Here is a 15,015-nt window from a genome sequence, read left to right as displayed (position 1 = left end):
GGATGTATGATCCTAAATTGGCACACCCCAAGAGGTGACACACTCATCTCTTCGTTAAACAAACTTGAACGGTTTTGAACTATGCCCGCAATCCGCACTGCTGCACAAGCCAAGGCTTGGCTTGAACACCAAGGAAAGTCAGTTCAAGCGTTCGCTCGGGAACACGGCGTGGACCCGGCAACCACTTATCAAGTGCTCGCTGGGCGCAAAAAGGGGCGGCGTGGAGAGGCCCATAAGGTAGCGGTCCTTCTGGGCATGAAAGAGGGCGTCATCCTGGCCGAGAATGAGCCCCTGAGACAGGAGCTGGACGTGTTGTCCTGACCCAGTATGCGCTTATTGAAGCGTTGTGCCTGTTTTGCCCGAATGAGTGTGTTATTCGCCCGCCAGCGTTGACCGACAGTCGAGTTCCATACGCCAGAAGCAGTCTTCTTCCCCCACGATGCTCAGGCCTCGGCGCTGATACAACCTTCTCGCCGGATTGGTCTTGAACACCGTCAAGCGTAGTAGCCCCAGGCCGTGCGTGCGCGCCTTCAGCGCCATCTGCTCCAGCACCCAACTGCCCGCGCCCTGCTTGCGACAACCCTCGAGCATGTGCAACTCGCGGATATACAGGGCCTTGCTGTCCCGACTGAGGCTGACAAACCCCATCACCGCGTCATCGCGGCAGATCAGCCAGTTCTCACGCCCGGCCCAGGCGACGTCGAAGCCATCGTTGGACCACAGCAAGCCGTACTGCAGGTAGTAGCGGCTCATGGCTTCGTGAGTCAGGGTGCGGGCAAAGGGCAAGTCGTTGGCCGTCGCGGCCCGTAGATGAAAGCTCATTTACACTGCTACCACTCGGCCAGCCCAACGCCCACCTTCGCCCTGGGCGATCACTAATGCGTCGCCCACCCCTGGGGCGGCGGCAATCAAGCGGCCATCCGGCGCCCAGATCGCGCTGCGACCCGCGCAGGCCCAGCCACCCGACGGGCCACCATGGTTGGCCATCAGTACCAGCAGGCCATGCTCAGCGGCATAGCCTTGAAGCAAAGCGCTGTCCGCCGCATAGCCGCCTTCGCTGATCAACACACCCGCCGCATACACGGTGGCACCCGCTTCAGCCGCGCAACGAGGATGGCTGGCGTGGGAAAAGTCCGCGCACACCGCCAACGCAATGCGCTCATCTCCCCGCTCGAGGACCGCGCCCCCCTGCCCGGCGGCAAACGCCAACGCTTCGCCGGGGTGCAGATGCTGCTTGGTGTAGACGCCGAGGGAACCGTCCGCGCCCAGCACCAGCGCACCGATCAATACGCCCTCTTGCGACGCCAGCCGGACCGGCATGCCGACCACCGCGGTCAAGCGCAGCTCACGTGCCATCTCGCGCAGTGGCGCCAACACGGCAGCCTCGGGCTCTATGGCCAACTCAGCCGCCAGAAACGGCTCGTACCCGGTCAGCGAAAGCTCCGGAAAGACCAGCACTTGCACGCCGTTGTCCGCCGCCGCGCGCATGAACGCCAGGTGCCGGTGGTTGTTGGCCGGCACGTCGCCCGCGATGGAAACAGTTTGAGCAGCAGCAAGGGTCAAGGCGGTCATGGTCGCGTCCAAGCAATCATTAACAAGGTGTGTCCAGCATATCGGCAGTCCCTCATAGCCGTAAGTACCCCGCGGCAATAGAAATTACTGATTGAATCCACCGGTGTGCCTCTAGTAAGCTCGCTCCATCATTTGGAGACATACCATGTTGCAACTCACCCACCCTCAGGTTTGCCCTGCTGCCAGCGCCCAGCGCTCGGTGTCGGCTACCCGTGTGAACGGTTCGAGCGCACTGGTCAGCTTTTATTTTGGGTATTGGTTTAGCCACTGGCGCGCCTGATACCTGAAATCGGCGCCCACTACTCAAGGGGTCGCCTACCAGAGAAATCTAACCCCCGGTCGGCTCCTCGACCGGGGGTTTTGTTTTTTCAGGCCCTGAAAATTTCGTTGCACACCGGACACTAAAAAGGAATCAAGACATGAACTACGCCACCTATTACCGCTACGACACCTCCACCGCCTGGCGATTTAGCAAGCTCCGCTCGGGACAGCCTGCCGCCTCCGATCGGTCACCTATCGGTGGCAAGCCAACACACGTAGCCGATACGGCCAATTGTCGAACACCCCAGTAGGGCCAAGCGCGCGGGAACAGCCCGCCGCTTGCCCAGGAAGCCTTGAATATGAACTCTGCCACCGCCGCTCTGCCCGTTTCGAACCTGACCAGCGCCAATGAAGCCCTGACCCAGCGCCTGCCCAGCTCGCTTGAGCTCAAGCACCAGTTGCCCCTCAGCCCGTTCCTCAATGAACAGATTCACGCCCATCGCCAAGCCGTGCGCGCCATCCTCGATGGCCAGGACTCGCGCTTGCTGGTGATTGTCGGCCCGTGCTCGATCCACGACCCGGAATCGGCCATGGAGTACGCACGCAATCTGAAGAAGCTGGCCCTTGAAGTCAGCGACCAGATGCTGCTGGTGATCCGCGCCTACGTCGAAAAGCCACGCACCACCATCGGCTGGAAAGGCCTGGCCTACGACCCGCACCTGGATGGCAGCGATGACATGGCCGCCGGCCTCACGCTGTCGCGCGAGCTGATGCGCGAAATGCTGCGCCTGGGCCTGCCGGTCGCCACCGAGCTGCTGCAACCGATGGCCGCCGGCTACTTCGATGACCTGCTCAGCTGGGTCGCGATTGGTGCGCGTACCACCGAATCGCAGATCCACCGCGAAATGGCCAGCGGCCTGGGCATGCCCGTGGGCTTCAAGAACGGCACCGACGGCGGCGTTGCGATTGCCTGCGACGCGATGCGCTCGGCCGCCCACCCGCACCGCCACTTCGGCGTCGACAGCCAGGGCCATCCGGCGATCATCCAGACCCCAGGCAACCCCGACACCCACCTGGTGCTGCGCGGCGGCCACCGCGGGCCGAACTACGATGCGCAGAGCGTGGCGCAGGTCAAGCACGACCTCGCCAAGTCCAAGGTGGCGGCGCGGATCATGGTCGATTGCAGCCATGCCAACAGCGGCAAGGACCCGTTGCGCCAACCGGCGGTATTCAACGACGTGCTGGAGCAGCGCTTGCAGGGCGACACGTCGCTGGTCGGCATGATGATCGAAAGCCACCTGTTCGAAGGCTGCCAGCCGCTGAGCGCATCGATGAAATACGGCGTGTCGGTGACCGATGGCTGCCTGGGCTGGGACGGTACCGAACAACTGCTGCGCAGCGCGGCGCAGCGTCTGCGCGAACAACGCAATAGCACTGACTGATGCAGCTCAAAATGTAGGAGCGGGCTTGCCTGCGATAACGGTGTGTCAGGCTACAGATCTGTAGCGGATGTACCGCACTCGCAGGCAAGCCCGCTGCCACACCTGGACGGTGACAAGTTCAAGAAAGCGGATACAGCGCCTCATCGAACTGCGCCATTTTCGGGAACACCAACGGCTGCTCATCCGCCAGCCCTTGCAGCCGCTGCTCGTACGCGATCAGAAATGCCTGCCGCGCCTCATCGCTGATATACGGCACATGCCACGCCACGAACGGCGCCAGCACTTCATACCCGACATACGCCAAGGTCCCGCGCAGGATCGGCCGTAACATGTCCTCCAACGGCCCGTGAATCGCGCCTTCGCCGAACATGTGTTCACGCCCGCCCAACGTCACCGTGACCAACGCCCGCTTGCCCGCCAGCCCGCCCTGATCGTAAAACCGCTTGCCGCCGTAACACACACCCGACACCAGTACCCGGTCGATCCAGCCCTTGAGCATCGCCGGTACCGAGAACCAGAAGATCGGAAAATTGAGGATCAGCAGGTCAGCCCAGAGCAGCTTGTCCAACTCGCCCTGGATATCCGCCGCGATCGACTGCTTCTTCACCCCCAGGCGCTGCTCCAGGGCATACACCAGGTAGTCAGGGTTTTCCCGCGCGCAAAAGTCCGCGGCCGACGCCACCGGGTTCCACTGCATTGCGTACAAATCACTGACCTGCACCTCATGCCCCTGCGCGCTCAACGTGGCGATGGCCTGATCACGCAAGGCGGCGGTAAACGACTGCGGTTCAGGGTGCGCGTGAACAATCAAAACCTTCATGTGAATTCCTCAAACAGTGGGCGCCGCCCGTTGGGCCAGCAAGTGATCGAGCCAGTCCGGGTCCATCGCAGGTTCGGATGAAAACAACAGGCCGGTGTAGTCCTGGTACGGCGGGGTGAAAATCGCGCGGCGGCTGCCCTGGTCCACCACCCTGCCCCGCTGCATCACCACCACTTCATCGGCAATCGCGCGGACGGTGGCAACGTCATGAGTGATGAACAGGTAGGCCACGCCGAGTTGCTGCTGGAGGCGGTTGAGCAGTTTCAACACGCCCTCGGCTACCAGTTGATCGAGGGCCGAGGTGACCTCATCGCAGATGATCAATTGCGGGTCGGCCGCCAGGGCGCGGGCGATGCAGATGCGCTGCTTCTGCCCGCCGGACAACTCTCGCGGCTGGCGCTCCATGTAGGTGGCCGGGTCCAGCTCGATCATTTCCAGCAGCTCGGCGACCCGCGCGCGCAGGGCCTTGCCCTTCAGGCCCAGGTAAAACGTCAGCGGCCGGCCGATAATGTCGACGATGCGCTGGCGCGGGTTCAGCGCGGTATCGGGGATCTGGTAGATCATCTGGATGCGCCGCAACTGCTCCTTGCTGCGCTGGCGAAAGTCCACCGGCAACGCCTCGCCGTCATACAGCACCTGCCCGCTCGTGGCCGGGAGCAAGCCGGTGATCAGGCGCGCGGTGGAGCTCTTGCCGCTGCCGGACTCGCCGATCACCGCCAAAGTCTGGCCGCGATACAGCTTCATCGACACCTCCTGCAGCACCGGTTGATGGCCATAGCTGGCGCACACCTGGCGCACATCCAGCAGCGGCTGCTCCTGCACCGGGCACGGCTTGGGCTCGGTGCGAAAGCTGCGCACTGCCCACAGCGACTTGGTGTAGTCCTGCTGCGGCTGGCTGAGCATGCTGCGGGTGTCGGCCTCTTCCACCAGCTTGCCGTGGCGCAGCACCATGATGCGGTCGGCCATCTGCGCGACCACCGCCAGATCGTGGCTGATATACAGCGCGGCGCTGCCGAAGGTTTTCACCGCATCGCGGATCGCCGCAAGGACTTCGATCTGCGTGGTGACGTCGAGGGCGGTGGTGGGTTCGTCAAAGATGATCAGGTCGGGGTGGCACGCCATCGCCATCGCGGTCATCACCCGTTGCAGCTGGCCGCCGGAAACCTGATGGGGGTAACGTTGGCCGATGGTCTGCGGGTTGGGCAGGCGCAGCACGCGGTACAACTCCACCGCTTCGCGCTCGGCCTGGGCACGGTTGATGCCGCCGTTGATCACCGCCGTTTCGACGTGCTGGTCGATCAGCCGATGCGCCGGGTTGAACGACGCGGCTGCACTTTGCGCGACATAGGCAATGCGCAAGCCGCGTAACTTGCGCAGCGCTTCGGGCTTGGCCTGCAGCAGTTGAATGCCGTCAAAACACACCGAGCCGCTCGTGATGCGGCAACCGTCGCGCGCATAGCCCATGGCGGCCAGCCCGAGGGTCGATTTGCCCGCCCCCGACTCGCCAATCAGCCCCAGCACTTCGCCGCGCTGCAAGGTCAGGTCGATGCCCTTGATCAGCGGGTGCCAGGCGTCCTCGTAATGCCCCTCGATCTGCAGGTTGCGGATTTCCAGCAAGGGCTTGTCCATCCTCAACACTCCTTCAGGCCACTGGATTTATGCAACATCCAGTCGACGACAAAATTCACGCTGACGGTGATCAACGCCACTGCCAGGGCCGGCAGCAACGGGCTGATATCGCCGAAGGTGATCAACACCGCGTTGTCGCGGACCATGCTGCCCCAGTCGGCGGTGGGCGGTTGGATGCCCAGGCCGAGGAACGACAGCGCGCTGATAAACAGGAAAACAAAGCAGAAGCGCAGGCCGAATTCGGCAATCAGCGGCGCGGCGGCGTTGGGCAGTACTTCGCGGGTGACCAGCCACCACAGGCCTTCGCCGCGCAGGCGGGCAGCCTCGACGAAGTCCTGCACCACCACGGTCATCGCGACGGCGCGGGACAGGCGAAATACCCGCGTCGAATCCAGCAGCGCAATCACCAGCACCAGCGAGGTGGCGTTGGTGCCCACCACGCTGAGAATCAGCAAGGCAAAGATCAGCTGCGGGATCGCCATGAGAATGTCCACCACCCGCGACAAGCCCTGGTCGATCCAGCCGCCCTTGATCGCGGCGACCAACCCACACAGGCCGCCGAGCAGAAACGCCAGGGTCGTGGTCAGGAACGCGATGCCCAGGGTATTGCGCGCGCCGTACACCAGGCGGCTGAACATGTCGCGCCCCAGGTTATCGGTGCCCAGCAGGAACTGGCCGCTCCACGGCGCAAAGCCCTCGCCCACCACCTGGGTTTCGCCGTAGGGCGCCAGCAGCGGCGCAAACACCGCCACCACGATGTACAACACAATGATCAGCAGGCCGAACTTGGCGCTCAACGGCGCCCGGGCCACTTGGCTCAACAGGCTCATGGTCTACCCCTTCGGATGCATCAGGCGTGGGTTGCTGGCAATGGACAACACGTCCGCCCCGGTATTGAGCAGGATGTAAGTGGCGGCGAAGATCAGGCTGCAGGCCTGCACCACCGGAATGTCGCGCTTGGACACCGAGTCCACCAGCAACTGGCCGAGGCCCGGGTACACGAACACCACTTCGACCACCACCACGCCCACCACCAGGTACGCCAGGTTCAGCGCGACCACATTGACGATGGGCGCCAGCGCATTCGGCAGCGCATGCCGCCAGATAATCCGCGACTGACGGATGCCCTTCAGACGCGCCATCTCGATATACGGGCTGGCCAGCAGGTTGATCAGCGAAGCGCGGGTCATGCGCATCATCTGCGCAATCACCACCAGGCTGAGGGTGGCCACCGGCAACACCGAGCGTTCGAGAATAGTGCCGAATGAGGCGTCCGGCGCCAGGTTCGACAGGCTGGGAAACCACCCCAGCTTCACCGAAAACACCAGGATCAACAGGTACGCGACGAAGAACTCCGGGAACGACACCGCGCTCAACGCCGAGGTGTTGAGCAGGCGATCGAACCAGCTGTTGCGGTACAACGCCGCCAGCATCCCCAGCACCAGCGCCGTGGGCACCGAGACCAACGCCGCCAACGCGGCCAGGCTCAAGGTGTTGCCCAGGCGCGCGCCGATCAACTCGGCAATGGGTCGCTGGTTGGCCAGCGAAGCGCCGAGATCACCGTGCAGCAGACGCAGCAGCCAGTGCGCGAAGCGCGTCAGCGGCGGCAGATCCAGGCCCAATTGCGCGCGAAACGCCGCCACAGTCTCCGGCGTGGCGGACTGGCCGAGCATGGCCTGGGCGATATCCCCCGGGAGCATGCCCACGGCGAGAAAGATGATCACCGACACGGCGAACAAAGACAGCAGGCCGAGAGCCAGGCGTTGGAGCACCAGTTTGAATAAGCTATTCATGTTCGGTTCTCATGAGTTGGGCATGTTCTCGAAGGCGACAAATGTCCAATGTGGGAGCGGGCTTGCTCGCGAAAGCGGTGTGTCAGCCAATACAGATAGAGACTGACCCAGCGCATTCGCGAGCAAGCCCGCTCCCACATTTGGTTTGTGGCGTTTCTGAAGTATTCACGCCTGCCACCACCGCTCGATCAGCCTCAGCCCATCCAACTCGCCATACGGCGCGGTCTGCGCACCGTGCGCCACGCGGTTCGAACGCGCCGCCACCGAACTGGCAAACAGCGGCACGATGGCCCCGCCATCATCCCGGCACAGGGCCTGCATTTCGTTGTACATCTCCTGGCGCAACGGGGCGTTCATCTCGCCACGGGCCGCGGTCAACAGTTGGTTGAAGCGCGGGTTGTCCCAGTGGGTCTCGTTCCACGCCGCACCCTTGGCGTAGCCGATGCTGAACATGCGGTCGGCGGTCAGGCTGCTGTACCAGAACGAGGTGGTGAACGGCTGCTTCATCCACACGTTGGAGAAGAACCCGTCGGCCGGTTCGCGAACCACGTCGATGTCGATACCGGCCTGGCGCGCCTGCTCCTTGAACAACACCGAGGCGTCCACTGCGCCGGTGTAGGCGGCGTCCGACGCCTGCAGGCGGACCTTGAGCGACTCCACCCCGGCCTTGCGCAGGTAGAAGCGCGACTTGTCCGGATCGTAGGTGCGTTGCTCCAGGGCGGCGTTGATAAAGCGGCTGCCGGGCTGGATCGGGTGGTCGTTGCCCACCAGGCCGTAGCCGTACAGCACCGAGGCGAGCAAGGTTTCGCGATTGATCGCGTGCTTCATCGCCATGCGAATGTCGTTGTTCTTGAATTCGTTGCTGTCGCACAGCATCGGGAAGGTGTAGTGCTGCGCACCCTTGGTTTCTTCGATCACCAGGTTGGCGTTGCGCTTGAGCAGGGCCACGGTTTTCAGGTCGACCTTGTTGATCACATCGACCTGCCCGGTGACCAGCGCATTGACCCGCGCGGCACCGTCGGCGATGGCCAGCAACTCGGCGCTGGCGAAATGCGCGCGACCGGGTTTCCAATAGTCGGGGTTGCGCTCCAGGTCCATGCGCACACCCGGCTCGAAGCTTTTCAGGCGGTAGCCGCTGGTGCCGACGCCGGCCTTCCAGTCGGCGGCGCCATCCTTGGCGGGCATGATCACCAGGTGATAATCGGCAACCACATAGGCAAAGTCGGCGTTGCCCGAGTGCAGCTCGAACACCACCGCATCATTGCCCTGGGCGCTGACGCTGGCGACGTCGCCGAGTACGGTCTTGGCGGCCGACGTGGAGCCCTTGCTCAGGTGATGATTGATCGACACCACCACGTCTTCGGCGCTCAGGCTTTTGCCGTTGTGGAAGGTCACGCCGGGGCGCAGGTGAAAGGTCCAGACGCGCGCATCCGGGGTCGATTCAAAGCGCTCGGCGAGTTCGGGAATCGCGCTGCCGTCGACGGCGATTTCGGTCAGCGTGTTGTACACCGCCGAGAAGCCGACAAAGGTGAAGGTGTCGACCCAGGAACCGGGGTCGCGCGAGTCAGTGGTGCTGCCTCCGGCCAGGCCCAGGCGCAGCACGCCGCCGGGCTTGGGCGTCGCGTCCTGGGCCAATGCGTGCAGCGGCAGGCCCAGGGAAAACGCCGCCGCCACCGCACCGGCCATGGCGCTGTGTTTGAGGAAGTCCCGGCGGTGCATCGCTTGAGTCATTTTGTTGTTGTTTTCGCTCATGGTCTTGCTCCTCTAAAGATCAACAGGCACAGGCATGTTTCAGCTCGATCAAGGTCACGCCGTTGCGTTTGAAGGCGTTGCGCAAGTCCGTCTGCAATGCATCCAGGTTCTGGGGCTGGTTCACCGTGCAGCCGAACGCCTGGGCGAACAAGGCAAAATCCGGGTTGCGCGGCAGCACGCCGATCGGTTCGATCTCCAGGTTGAGCATGTCGTCGCGGATCTGGCCGAGGGCGTCGTTGTTCCACAGCAGCACCACCAGCGGGCTGTCCAGTTCTTCCACCGCCGTCGCCAATTCCTGCGCGGTGTAGAGAAAGCCGCCATCACCCACCAGCACCAGGCCGGGCCGCTGCGGCGCGCCGAACTTGGCGCCGATACCGGCCGGCAAGCCGTAGCCCAAGGTGCCGTAGCCCGTGGGGTGCAGCCAACTGCGCGGGGCCCGGCTGCGGTAGGCGTAGTTGCCGGTGTAGGCCAGTTGGGTCATGTCACTGCTGATCACCGCATTCGCCGGCAATTCGGCCTCGATGCGCTCGAGAATCGCCTGGTGGATCGATTGCAACGGACCGTGTCCGGACTCGATGGCCTGCAGCACTGCCGCCACTGATCTGGCCGCCGCTGCAGCGTCGCGTGGTGCCGGCGGTAGCCGTTGCAGCAGGGCTTGCACCGTCTGTTGGGCATCGCCTTTCAGCGCGACGGCACACGGGTAGAAATCATTGAATTTGCGCGGGTCGATGTCCACGCGCAGCAGCTCGCCGTTCAGCGGCAAACGCTCGCGCCAATAGTCGGTGTCGGCCATTTCCGTGCCGACCGCAAGCACCACGTCGGCCTCGCTGATCAATTGCCAACCGGGTTCGACGCACAAGGTCGAGCCGGCATTCAGCGGATGCTCGATCGGCAACAGGCCTTTACCCGCGACACTGCTGAAAAACGGCGCCGCCAGTTGTGTGCTCAAGCGCTGCAACGCCTCGCCGGCTGCCAGCGCGCCGCCGCCGGCGATGATCATCGGGCGCTTGGCCGCCGACAGTTTTGCCGCCGCTTGGTCCAGGTCTTCCGCCGAGGGCAAACCGCGCCCTGGGCGGCGTACGACCTCATTGCTCCAATCTCTCTGGATCGGCGCGGCCAACACGTCGAGCGGCACCGAAATATGCACCGGCCGTGGCCGCTCACTGTCGAACACCGCATAAGCACGCGCCACCAGTTCGGGCAAATCTTCGGTGCTCAAGGCCACGGCGGAAAACGCCGTGATCGGCGCCGTGATCGCGCGCTGGTCCTGGGTCTCATGCAAGATGCCCCAGCCCTTGCCGAGGCTGGCAGTGTGGTTGACGCTGGAAATCACCAGCAGCGGGATCGAGTCGGCGTAGGCCTGGCCGATGGCGGTTGCGGCGTTGGTCACGCCGGGCCCGGTGATCACAAAGCACACGCCCGGCTTGCCGCTGACACGCGCATAACCATCGGCCATAAAGCCCGCGCCCTGTTCATGGCGGGTGAGTACATGGCGAATGCCGCTGCCGGGCAAGCCGCGGTACAACTCCAGGGTGTGCACTCCGGGAATGCCGAAGACGGTATCGACGCCATAGTTGGCCAGCAACCGCACCAGGGCCTGGCCGCCGGTCAGGGTTTTATCGTGCATGTTGATCTCCTAGACGAATCAACGCGTCGACCGCCGTGGCGCCGTGGGCGTTGACCAGCAATGGGTTCACATCCAACTCCAGCAGTTGCGCGGCGTTGGCACAGGCGTAGTCGGCCACCGCACGGATGGCCGCGACCAGCGCGTCGAGATCCGCGACTTCGCGTCCGCGAAAGCCCTGCAGCAACGCGGCGCTGCGCAAGCTGAGCACGGCGTGGCGGATCGCATCGTCAGTGGTCGGCAGCAGCAGGCTGCGACTGTCCTTGAGCAGTTCCACGAGGATGCCACCAGCGCCGATCACCAGCGCAAGGCCGAAGTCATTCTCGCGCTTGATACCTACGATCAGCTCGGCCAACGGCGGGGTCGCCATGGACTCCAGCAGCAGTTGGTCAAACGCTACACCGGGCGCGTACGCGGCGATCTGCCCGCGCATCAGCGCCAGCGCAGACGTCAGCGCCACATCATCCTGCAGGTTCAAGGCGACGGCACCGGCCTCGGTTTTATGCGGCAACTGCGTGCTGACCGCCTTGAGCACCAACGGGTAGCCCAACACATCGGCATCGGCAATCGCGCGTCCCGGCGTACTCAATACCGCCGCCGGCGTGTTCAGGCCGAACACGCGCAAGGCTTGCTTGGACGCCCACTCATCCAGGGCCAGGCCCTGGCCTTGCAGGGGTTGCGGGCACAGCGGCACGAGGCTCGATTCGCCGCGCACCAGCAAGGTCCGTCGATTGTGCTGATACTCGGCGATCCGCCCCCAGGCCGCGAGTGCATCCTCCACGCCTTGCAGCGCAGCAATGCCGTGGGCATGCAAGCGCTCGCGGGCATGGGCCGGCAGCAATTCGGGAAACGCCGAGGTGACAAAACCGGTCTTGCCATGCCGGTCGAGCGCGTCGCAAAAAAGCCCGAGCAGCAGGTCGCATTCCTTGCGTTCGCCGGTGAATTCGGCCGGGTAGTCCAGCACCAGCATGGCGGCATCGGCCTCCGTGCGCAGGGCGGTATCGAGCATCGTGTCGAGGGCTTCGCGGTCACCCCAGATGGCGGTGGTGAAGTCCAGCGGGTTGACCAGGTTGGCATAGCTGGGCAGCACCTGCACCAGCTCTGCGCGCTGGTCTTCGTCGAGTGTCGGCAAGGCCAGTTGGTTGCGCTCGGCGTAGTCGGCGATCAGCCCCGCGTCGCCACCGGAACAGGCCAGCGCGATCAGGCGGTTGCCGGCTGGCAGATTGCCGCACGCTGCGGCTTTCAAGGTCTCGACAAAACTCACCGGCCCACTCACGCGGATCACCCCGAGCCGGGTGAACAGGCTGTCGTACAGTGTGTCGGAGCCGGACAACGAACTGGTATGACTCAGCGCCAGCTCGGCCCCGATCTGCGACACGCCGGTTTTCAACGCGATGATCGGGATGCCCTTCTCCAGCGCCTTGTGCGCGGCGCGGGCGAACCCCGGGACATTCTTCAAACCTTCCAGGTGCAGACCGATGGCGGTCACGCGCGGCTCATCGAGCAATACGTCCATCAATTCGGCCACGCCCAATTGCGCCTGGTTGCCGACCGAGGCCATGTAGGCCACCGGCAACGAGCGGTCGCTCATCGACAGGTTGTAGGCGAAGTTGCCGCTCTGGGTCAGCACCGCCACGCCCTTCTCCACCGCTTTGCCGCCGTGGGCCACCGGCCACAAGGCGGCGCTGTGCAGGTAGTCGAGCAGGCCGTAGCAGTTGGGACCGAGCAAGGCCATCTCGCCGGCGGCATGCAACAACTGCTGCTGCAGCGCCGCACCACTGGCGCCGGTTTCGGCAAAGCCGGAGGCGTAGCAGATCGCCCCGCCGGTGCCGATAGCGGCCAGTTCAGCAACGCAGGTCAATGTCAGTTCACGGTTGGTGGCAATGAATACCGCATCCGGGCCGCACGGCAGGTCGGCGACGCGGCGCACACAGGGGATGCCGTCGAGGCTGTCATGCTGCGGGTTGACCAGCCACATCGGCCCGGTAAACCCGCCGTCGGCACAGCGCTTGAGGGCGCGGGCCATGCTGCGCCCGCCGACAAAAGCCAGGTGCCGGGGCGCCAGCAGGCGCTTGAGATTGTCGCGAATAGCCTGGGACATAAGCGTTCTCCGAGCCGATCAGCGCAACAGCGGCCGCAACAGTTCACGGGCGATGATATGGCGCTGGATTTCCGAAGTGCCTTCCCAGATCCGTTCGATCCGCGCGTTGCGCCAGATGCGCTCCACCGGCCCTTCATCCATCAAGCCCATGCCACCGAAAATCTGCACGGCCTCGTCGGCGACCTTGCCCAAGGTTTCGCTGGCAAACAGCTTGGCCATGCCGGCCTCACCGTCGGTCATGCTGCCCTGATCCATTTTCCAGGCGGTGTGCAGGGTCAGCAGTTCAGCCGCGCGTATCTGCGTGGCCATGTCGGCGAGTTTGAAACTCACGCCCTGATAAGTGCCGATGGGCTGGCCAAACTGCTTGCGATCCGCCGCCCATTGCAGCGACACCTCCAGCGCACGCTGGGCCTGGCCGACGCAGTTGGCGGCGACCATCACGCGCCCGGCGGTGAGCCAGGCGTTGGCGACGTCCCAGCCTTTGCCCACTTCACCGAGCACCTTGGAGGCTGGCACGCGGCAGTCGTCGAAGAACATTTCGTAGGTGTGGTAACCGCGGTTGCTCACACACTTGGGGCCCCGGCGAATGGTCATGCCCGGCGTGCCACGGTCGACCAGGAATGAAGTCACCGCATTGCGCTGGCGGCCGTTGTGCTCGTAGGTATCGGTGACGGCAAACACGATGGCGAAATCGGCGTGCCCGGCATGGCTGATGAAGTGCTTGCTGCCGTTGATCACGAAGTCATCGCCGTGGCGCACGGCGCGGGTCTTGATCGCGTTGGCGTCCGAGCCGGCACCGGGTTCGGTCAGCGCGAAGCAGTCGATTTTCTTGCCCTGCACGCACGGCAACAGGTAGTCGCCGATCTGCGCGCCGGTGCAGGCCATGAGGATTTTCGACGGGCGCGCGACAAACACATGCAGGGCCCATGACACCTTGGACAACTCCCGTTCGATCAGCGCCTGCGACAAGTAGTCGAGGCCACCACCACCGACCTCTTCAGGCATGTTGAATGCATAGAAACCGGCGGCGATGGCCTTGTCGCGGATCTGCGCGGCCAGCTCTGGTGAAACCTCATCGGCGCGGTCCACCGCCTCCTCGTGGGGCAACAATTCCTTGGCAACAAAACTGCGTACCGCGTCCACCAACATGTCTTGTTCTTGGCTGAGTTGGAAATTCATGGCGCTACCTGCTCGGGGGTGTCGTTGTTGTTATTTGCCGCAGAATGTCGGGAGGCGTTTTTCCATCGACGCGCGCAGGGCTTCGGCGCCATCGGCACTGCGTCCGCATAACAGGCCGGCGGCCAGTTCCGCTTGCAGTTGCTCGGGCAGGCTGCGGTCGGCGCCATCGCGGATCAGGGTTTTGGTCTGGGCGAAGGCGAAGGTCGGGCCGTTGGCCAGGCGGGTCGCCAGTTCGAGGGTGTGGGCATGCAGTTGCTCATCGGCGACCACTTCACCGACCAGGCCGGCTGCCAGGGCGCGGTCGGCACTCCACAGCTCATCAAGGAACAGCAGGCGCTTGGCCTGTTCGCTGCCGATCAGGCGTGGCAAGTGCCAGCTGGCACCGGCGTCCGGCGCATACGCCATGCTGGTGTAGCCGGCCTTGAAGCGCGCCGACTGGGCCGCTACGCGCAGGTCGCAGCACAGGGTCAGGTCCATGCCGGCGCCGACGGCGGTGCCGTTGATCGCGGCAATCGTGGGTTTGTCGAGGCTGTGCAGGCGGGTCATGAGGGCGTGGGCGGTTTCGGTCCAGCCGTAGGTTTCCAGGGCGCCGCGTGCTTCGGCGTCAGCCCACTCCGCGAGGTCCGCGCCGGCGCAGAAGCTGCGGCCGCTGCCGGTCAACACCACCACACGCACGGCCGGGTCGCGATTGAACGCGTCGAGCAGGCTGTGCAGGTGCTTGAGGGTCGGGATGTCCAGCGCATTGCGCTGCGGCCCTCGGTTGAGGGTGATCCAGGCAACGCCTGCCTGCACGTGGGTGAGCACGGACGAATCGGTAGTCATGGCTTCCTCGAATTATTTTA

The 15,015-nt window shown here is 64.1% G+C and carries 13 protein-coding genes; 2 read left to right on the top strand and 11 right to left on the bottom strand.

The window, feature by feature from the left end; translation table 11 throughout:
• Window positions 1–81 precede the first annotated feature (81 nt).
• Window positions 82–321 carry a DNA-binding protein gene (locus tag NTD80_RS20565; protein ID WP_120448115.1) on the top strand — a complete coding sequence of 80 codons (240 nt, stop codon included), beginning with the start codon at window positions 82–84 and terminating at the stop codon, window positions 319–321.
• 51 nt (window positions 322–372) lie between these two features.
• On the opposite strand, the gene NTD80_RS20560 is transcribed toward NTD80_RS20565, so the two are convergent.
• Both NTD80_RS20560 and NTD80_RS20555 read right to left on the bottom strand, forming a co-directional pair.
• Window positions 373–822, bottom strand: coding sequence for a GNAT family N-acetyltransferase (locus tag NTD80_RS20560; protein ID WP_262134737.1), 450 nt, complete (start codon window positions 820–822; stop codon window positions 373–375).
• Entirely contained in the window at window positions 823–1,572 is a 750-nt protein-coding gene (locus NTD80_RS20555; protein ID WP_262134736.1) for a carbon-nitrogen hydrolase family protein, read from the bottom strand.
• 620 nt (window positions 1,573–2,192) lie between these two features.
• On the opposite strand from NTD80_RS20555, the gene NTD80_RS20550 reads away from it, so the two are divergent.
• A complete protein-coding gene (locus NTD80_RS20550; protein ID WP_120448113.1) occupies window positions 2,193–3,275 on the top strand; it encodes a 3-deoxy-7-phosphoheptulonate synthase in 1,083 nt (360 codons plus the stop codon).
• A gap of 118 nt (window positions 3,276–3,393) precedes the next feature.
• Here NTD80_RS20550 and NTD80_RS20545 read toward each other — a convergent pair whose 3' ends face one another.
• The 9 genes from NTD80_RS20545 to NTD80_RS20505 form a co-directional block, all read right to left on the bottom strand.
• Entirely contained in the window at window positions 3,394–4,095 is a 702-nt protein-coding gene (locus NTD80_RS20545; protein WP_120448112.1) for an NAD(P)H-dependent oxidoreductase, read from the bottom strand.
• 9 nt (window positions 4,096–4,104) lie between these two features.
• The gene (locus NTD80_RS20540; protein WP_262134735.1) at window positions 4,105–5,724 is read right to left on the bottom strand and encodes an ABC transporter ATP-binding protein; all 1,620 of its coding nucleotides are present in this window, start codon (window positions 5,722–5,724) and stop codon (window positions 4,105–4,107) included.
• 2 nt (window positions 5,725–5,726) lie between these two features.
• Window positions 5,727–6,554, bottom strand: a complete 828-nt coding sequence (locus tag NTD80_RS20535) for an ABC transporter permease (protein WP_065905585.1) — start codon at window positions 6,552–6,554, stop codon at window positions 5,727–5,729.
• A gap of 3 nt (window positions 6,555–6,557) precedes the next feature.
• A complete protein-coding gene (locus NTD80_RS20530; protein WP_065905584.1) occupies window positions 6,558–7,517 on the bottom strand; it encodes an ABC transporter permease in 960 nt (319 codons plus the stop codon).
• 165 nt (window positions 7,518–7,682) lie between these two features.
• Window positions 7,683–9,269 carry an ABC transporter substrate-binding protein gene (locus NTD80_RS20525; RefSeq protein WP_262134734.1) on the bottom strand — a complete coding sequence of 529 codons (1,587 nt, stop codon included), beginning with the start codon at window positions 9,267–9,269 and terminating at the stop codon, window positions 7,683–7,685.
• Window positions 9,270–9,288: 19 nt separating this feature from the next.
• On the bottom strand, window positions 9,289–10,896 hold the full coding sequence (locus NTD80_RS20520) for a 5-guanidino-2-oxopentanoate decarboxylase (RefSeq protein ID WP_262134733.1): 1,608 nt from the start codon (window positions 10,894–10,896) through the stop codon (window positions 9,289–9,291).
• Window positions 10,886–12,994, bottom strand: a complete 2,109-nt coding sequence (locus NTD80_RS20515) for an acetate--CoA ligase family protein (RefSeq protein WP_262134732.1) — start codon at window positions 12,992–12,994, stop codon at window positions 10,886–10,888. Before NTD80_RS20515 ends, NTD80_RS20520 begins: the two co-directional genes overlap by 11 nt.
• Before the next feature lie 18 nt (window positions 12,995–13,012).
• Complete coding sequence (locus NTD80_RS20510; RefSeq protein WP_065905580.1) at window positions 13,013–14,173, bottom strand: acyl-CoA dehydrogenase family protein; 1,161 nt, start codon at window positions 14,171–14,173, stop codon at window positions 13,013–13,015.
• 30 nt (window positions 14,174–14,203) lie between these two features.
• On the bottom strand, window positions 14,204–14,995 hold the full coding sequence (locus NTD80_RS20505) for an enoyl-CoA hydratase/isomerase family protein (protein ID WP_262134731.1): 792 nt from the start codon (window positions 14,993–14,995) through the stop codon (window positions 14,204–14,206).
• Window positions 14,996–15,015: the final 20 nt, after the last annotated feature.

The organism is Pseudomonas sp. 13B_2.1_Bac1 (assembly GCF_025466155.1).
Classification (GTDB): domain Bacteria; phylum Pseudomonadota; class Gammaproteobacteria; order Pseudomonadales; family Pseudomonadaceae; genus Aquipseudomonas; species Aquipseudomonas aylmerensis.
Note: the sequence above shows the minus strand (reverse complement) of the source record. Positions and strands in the feature narration are given on the sequence as shown.

What these genes read in the sequence shown, in the direction of transcription:
- NTD80_RS20565 (WP_120448115.1), top strand. Translation starts at nt 82, where the DNA reads ATGCCCGCAATCCGCACTGCTGCACAAGCCAAGGCTTGGCTTGAACAC.
- NTD80_RS20560 (WP_262134737.1), bottom strand. Translation starts at nt 822, where the DNA reads ATGAGCTTTCATCTACGGGCCGCGACGGCCAACGACTTGCCCTTTGCC.
- NTD80_RS20555 (WP_262134736.1), bottom strand. Translation starts at nt 1,572, where the DNA reads ATGACCGCCTTGACCCTTGCTGCTGCTCAAACTGTTTCCATCGCGGGC.
- NTD80_RS20550 (WP_120448113.1), top strand. Translation starts at nt 2,193, where the DNA reads ATGAACTCTGCCACCGCCGCTCTGCCCGTTTCGAACCTGACCAGCGCC.
- NTD80_RS20545 (WP_120448112.1), bottom strand. Translation starts at nt 4,095, where the DNA reads ATGAAGGTTTTGATTGTTCACGCGCACCCTGAACCGCAGTCGTTTACC.
- NTD80_RS20540 (WP_262134735.1), bottom strand. Translation starts at nt 5,724, where the DNA reads ATGGACAAGCCCTTGCTGGAAATCCGCAACCTGCAGATCGAGGGGCAT.
- NTD80_RS20535 (WP_065905585.1), bottom strand. Translation starts at nt 6,554, where the DNA reads ATGAGCCTGTTGAGCCAAGTGGCCCGGGCGCCGTTGAGCGCCAAGTTC.
- NTD80_RS20530 (WP_065905584.1), bottom strand. Translation starts at nt 7,517, where the DNA reads ATGAATAGCTTATTCAAACTGGTGCTCCAACGCCTGGCTCTCGGCCTG.
- NTD80_RS20525 (WP_262134734.1), bottom strand. Translation starts at nt 9,269, where the DNA reads ATGAGCGAAAACAACAACAAAATGACTCAAGCGATGCACCGCCGGGAC.
- NTD80_RS20520 (WP_262134733.1), bottom strand. Translation starts at nt 10,896, where the DNA reads ATGCACGATAAAACCCTGACCGGCGGCCAGGCCCTGGTGCGGTTGCTG.
- NTD80_RS20515 (WP_262134732.1), bottom strand. Translation starts at nt 12,994, where the DNA reads ATGTCCCAGGCTATTCGCGACAATCTCAAGCGCCTGCTGGCGCCCCGG.
- NTD80_RS20510 (WP_065905580.1), bottom strand. Translation starts at nt 14,173, where the DNA reads ATGAATTTCCAACTCAGCCAAGAACAAGACATGTTGGTGGACGCGGTA.
- NTD80_RS20505 (WP_262134731.1), bottom strand. Translation starts at nt 14,995, where the DNA reads ATGACTACCGATTCGTCCGTGCTCACCCACGTGCAGGCAGGCGTTGCC.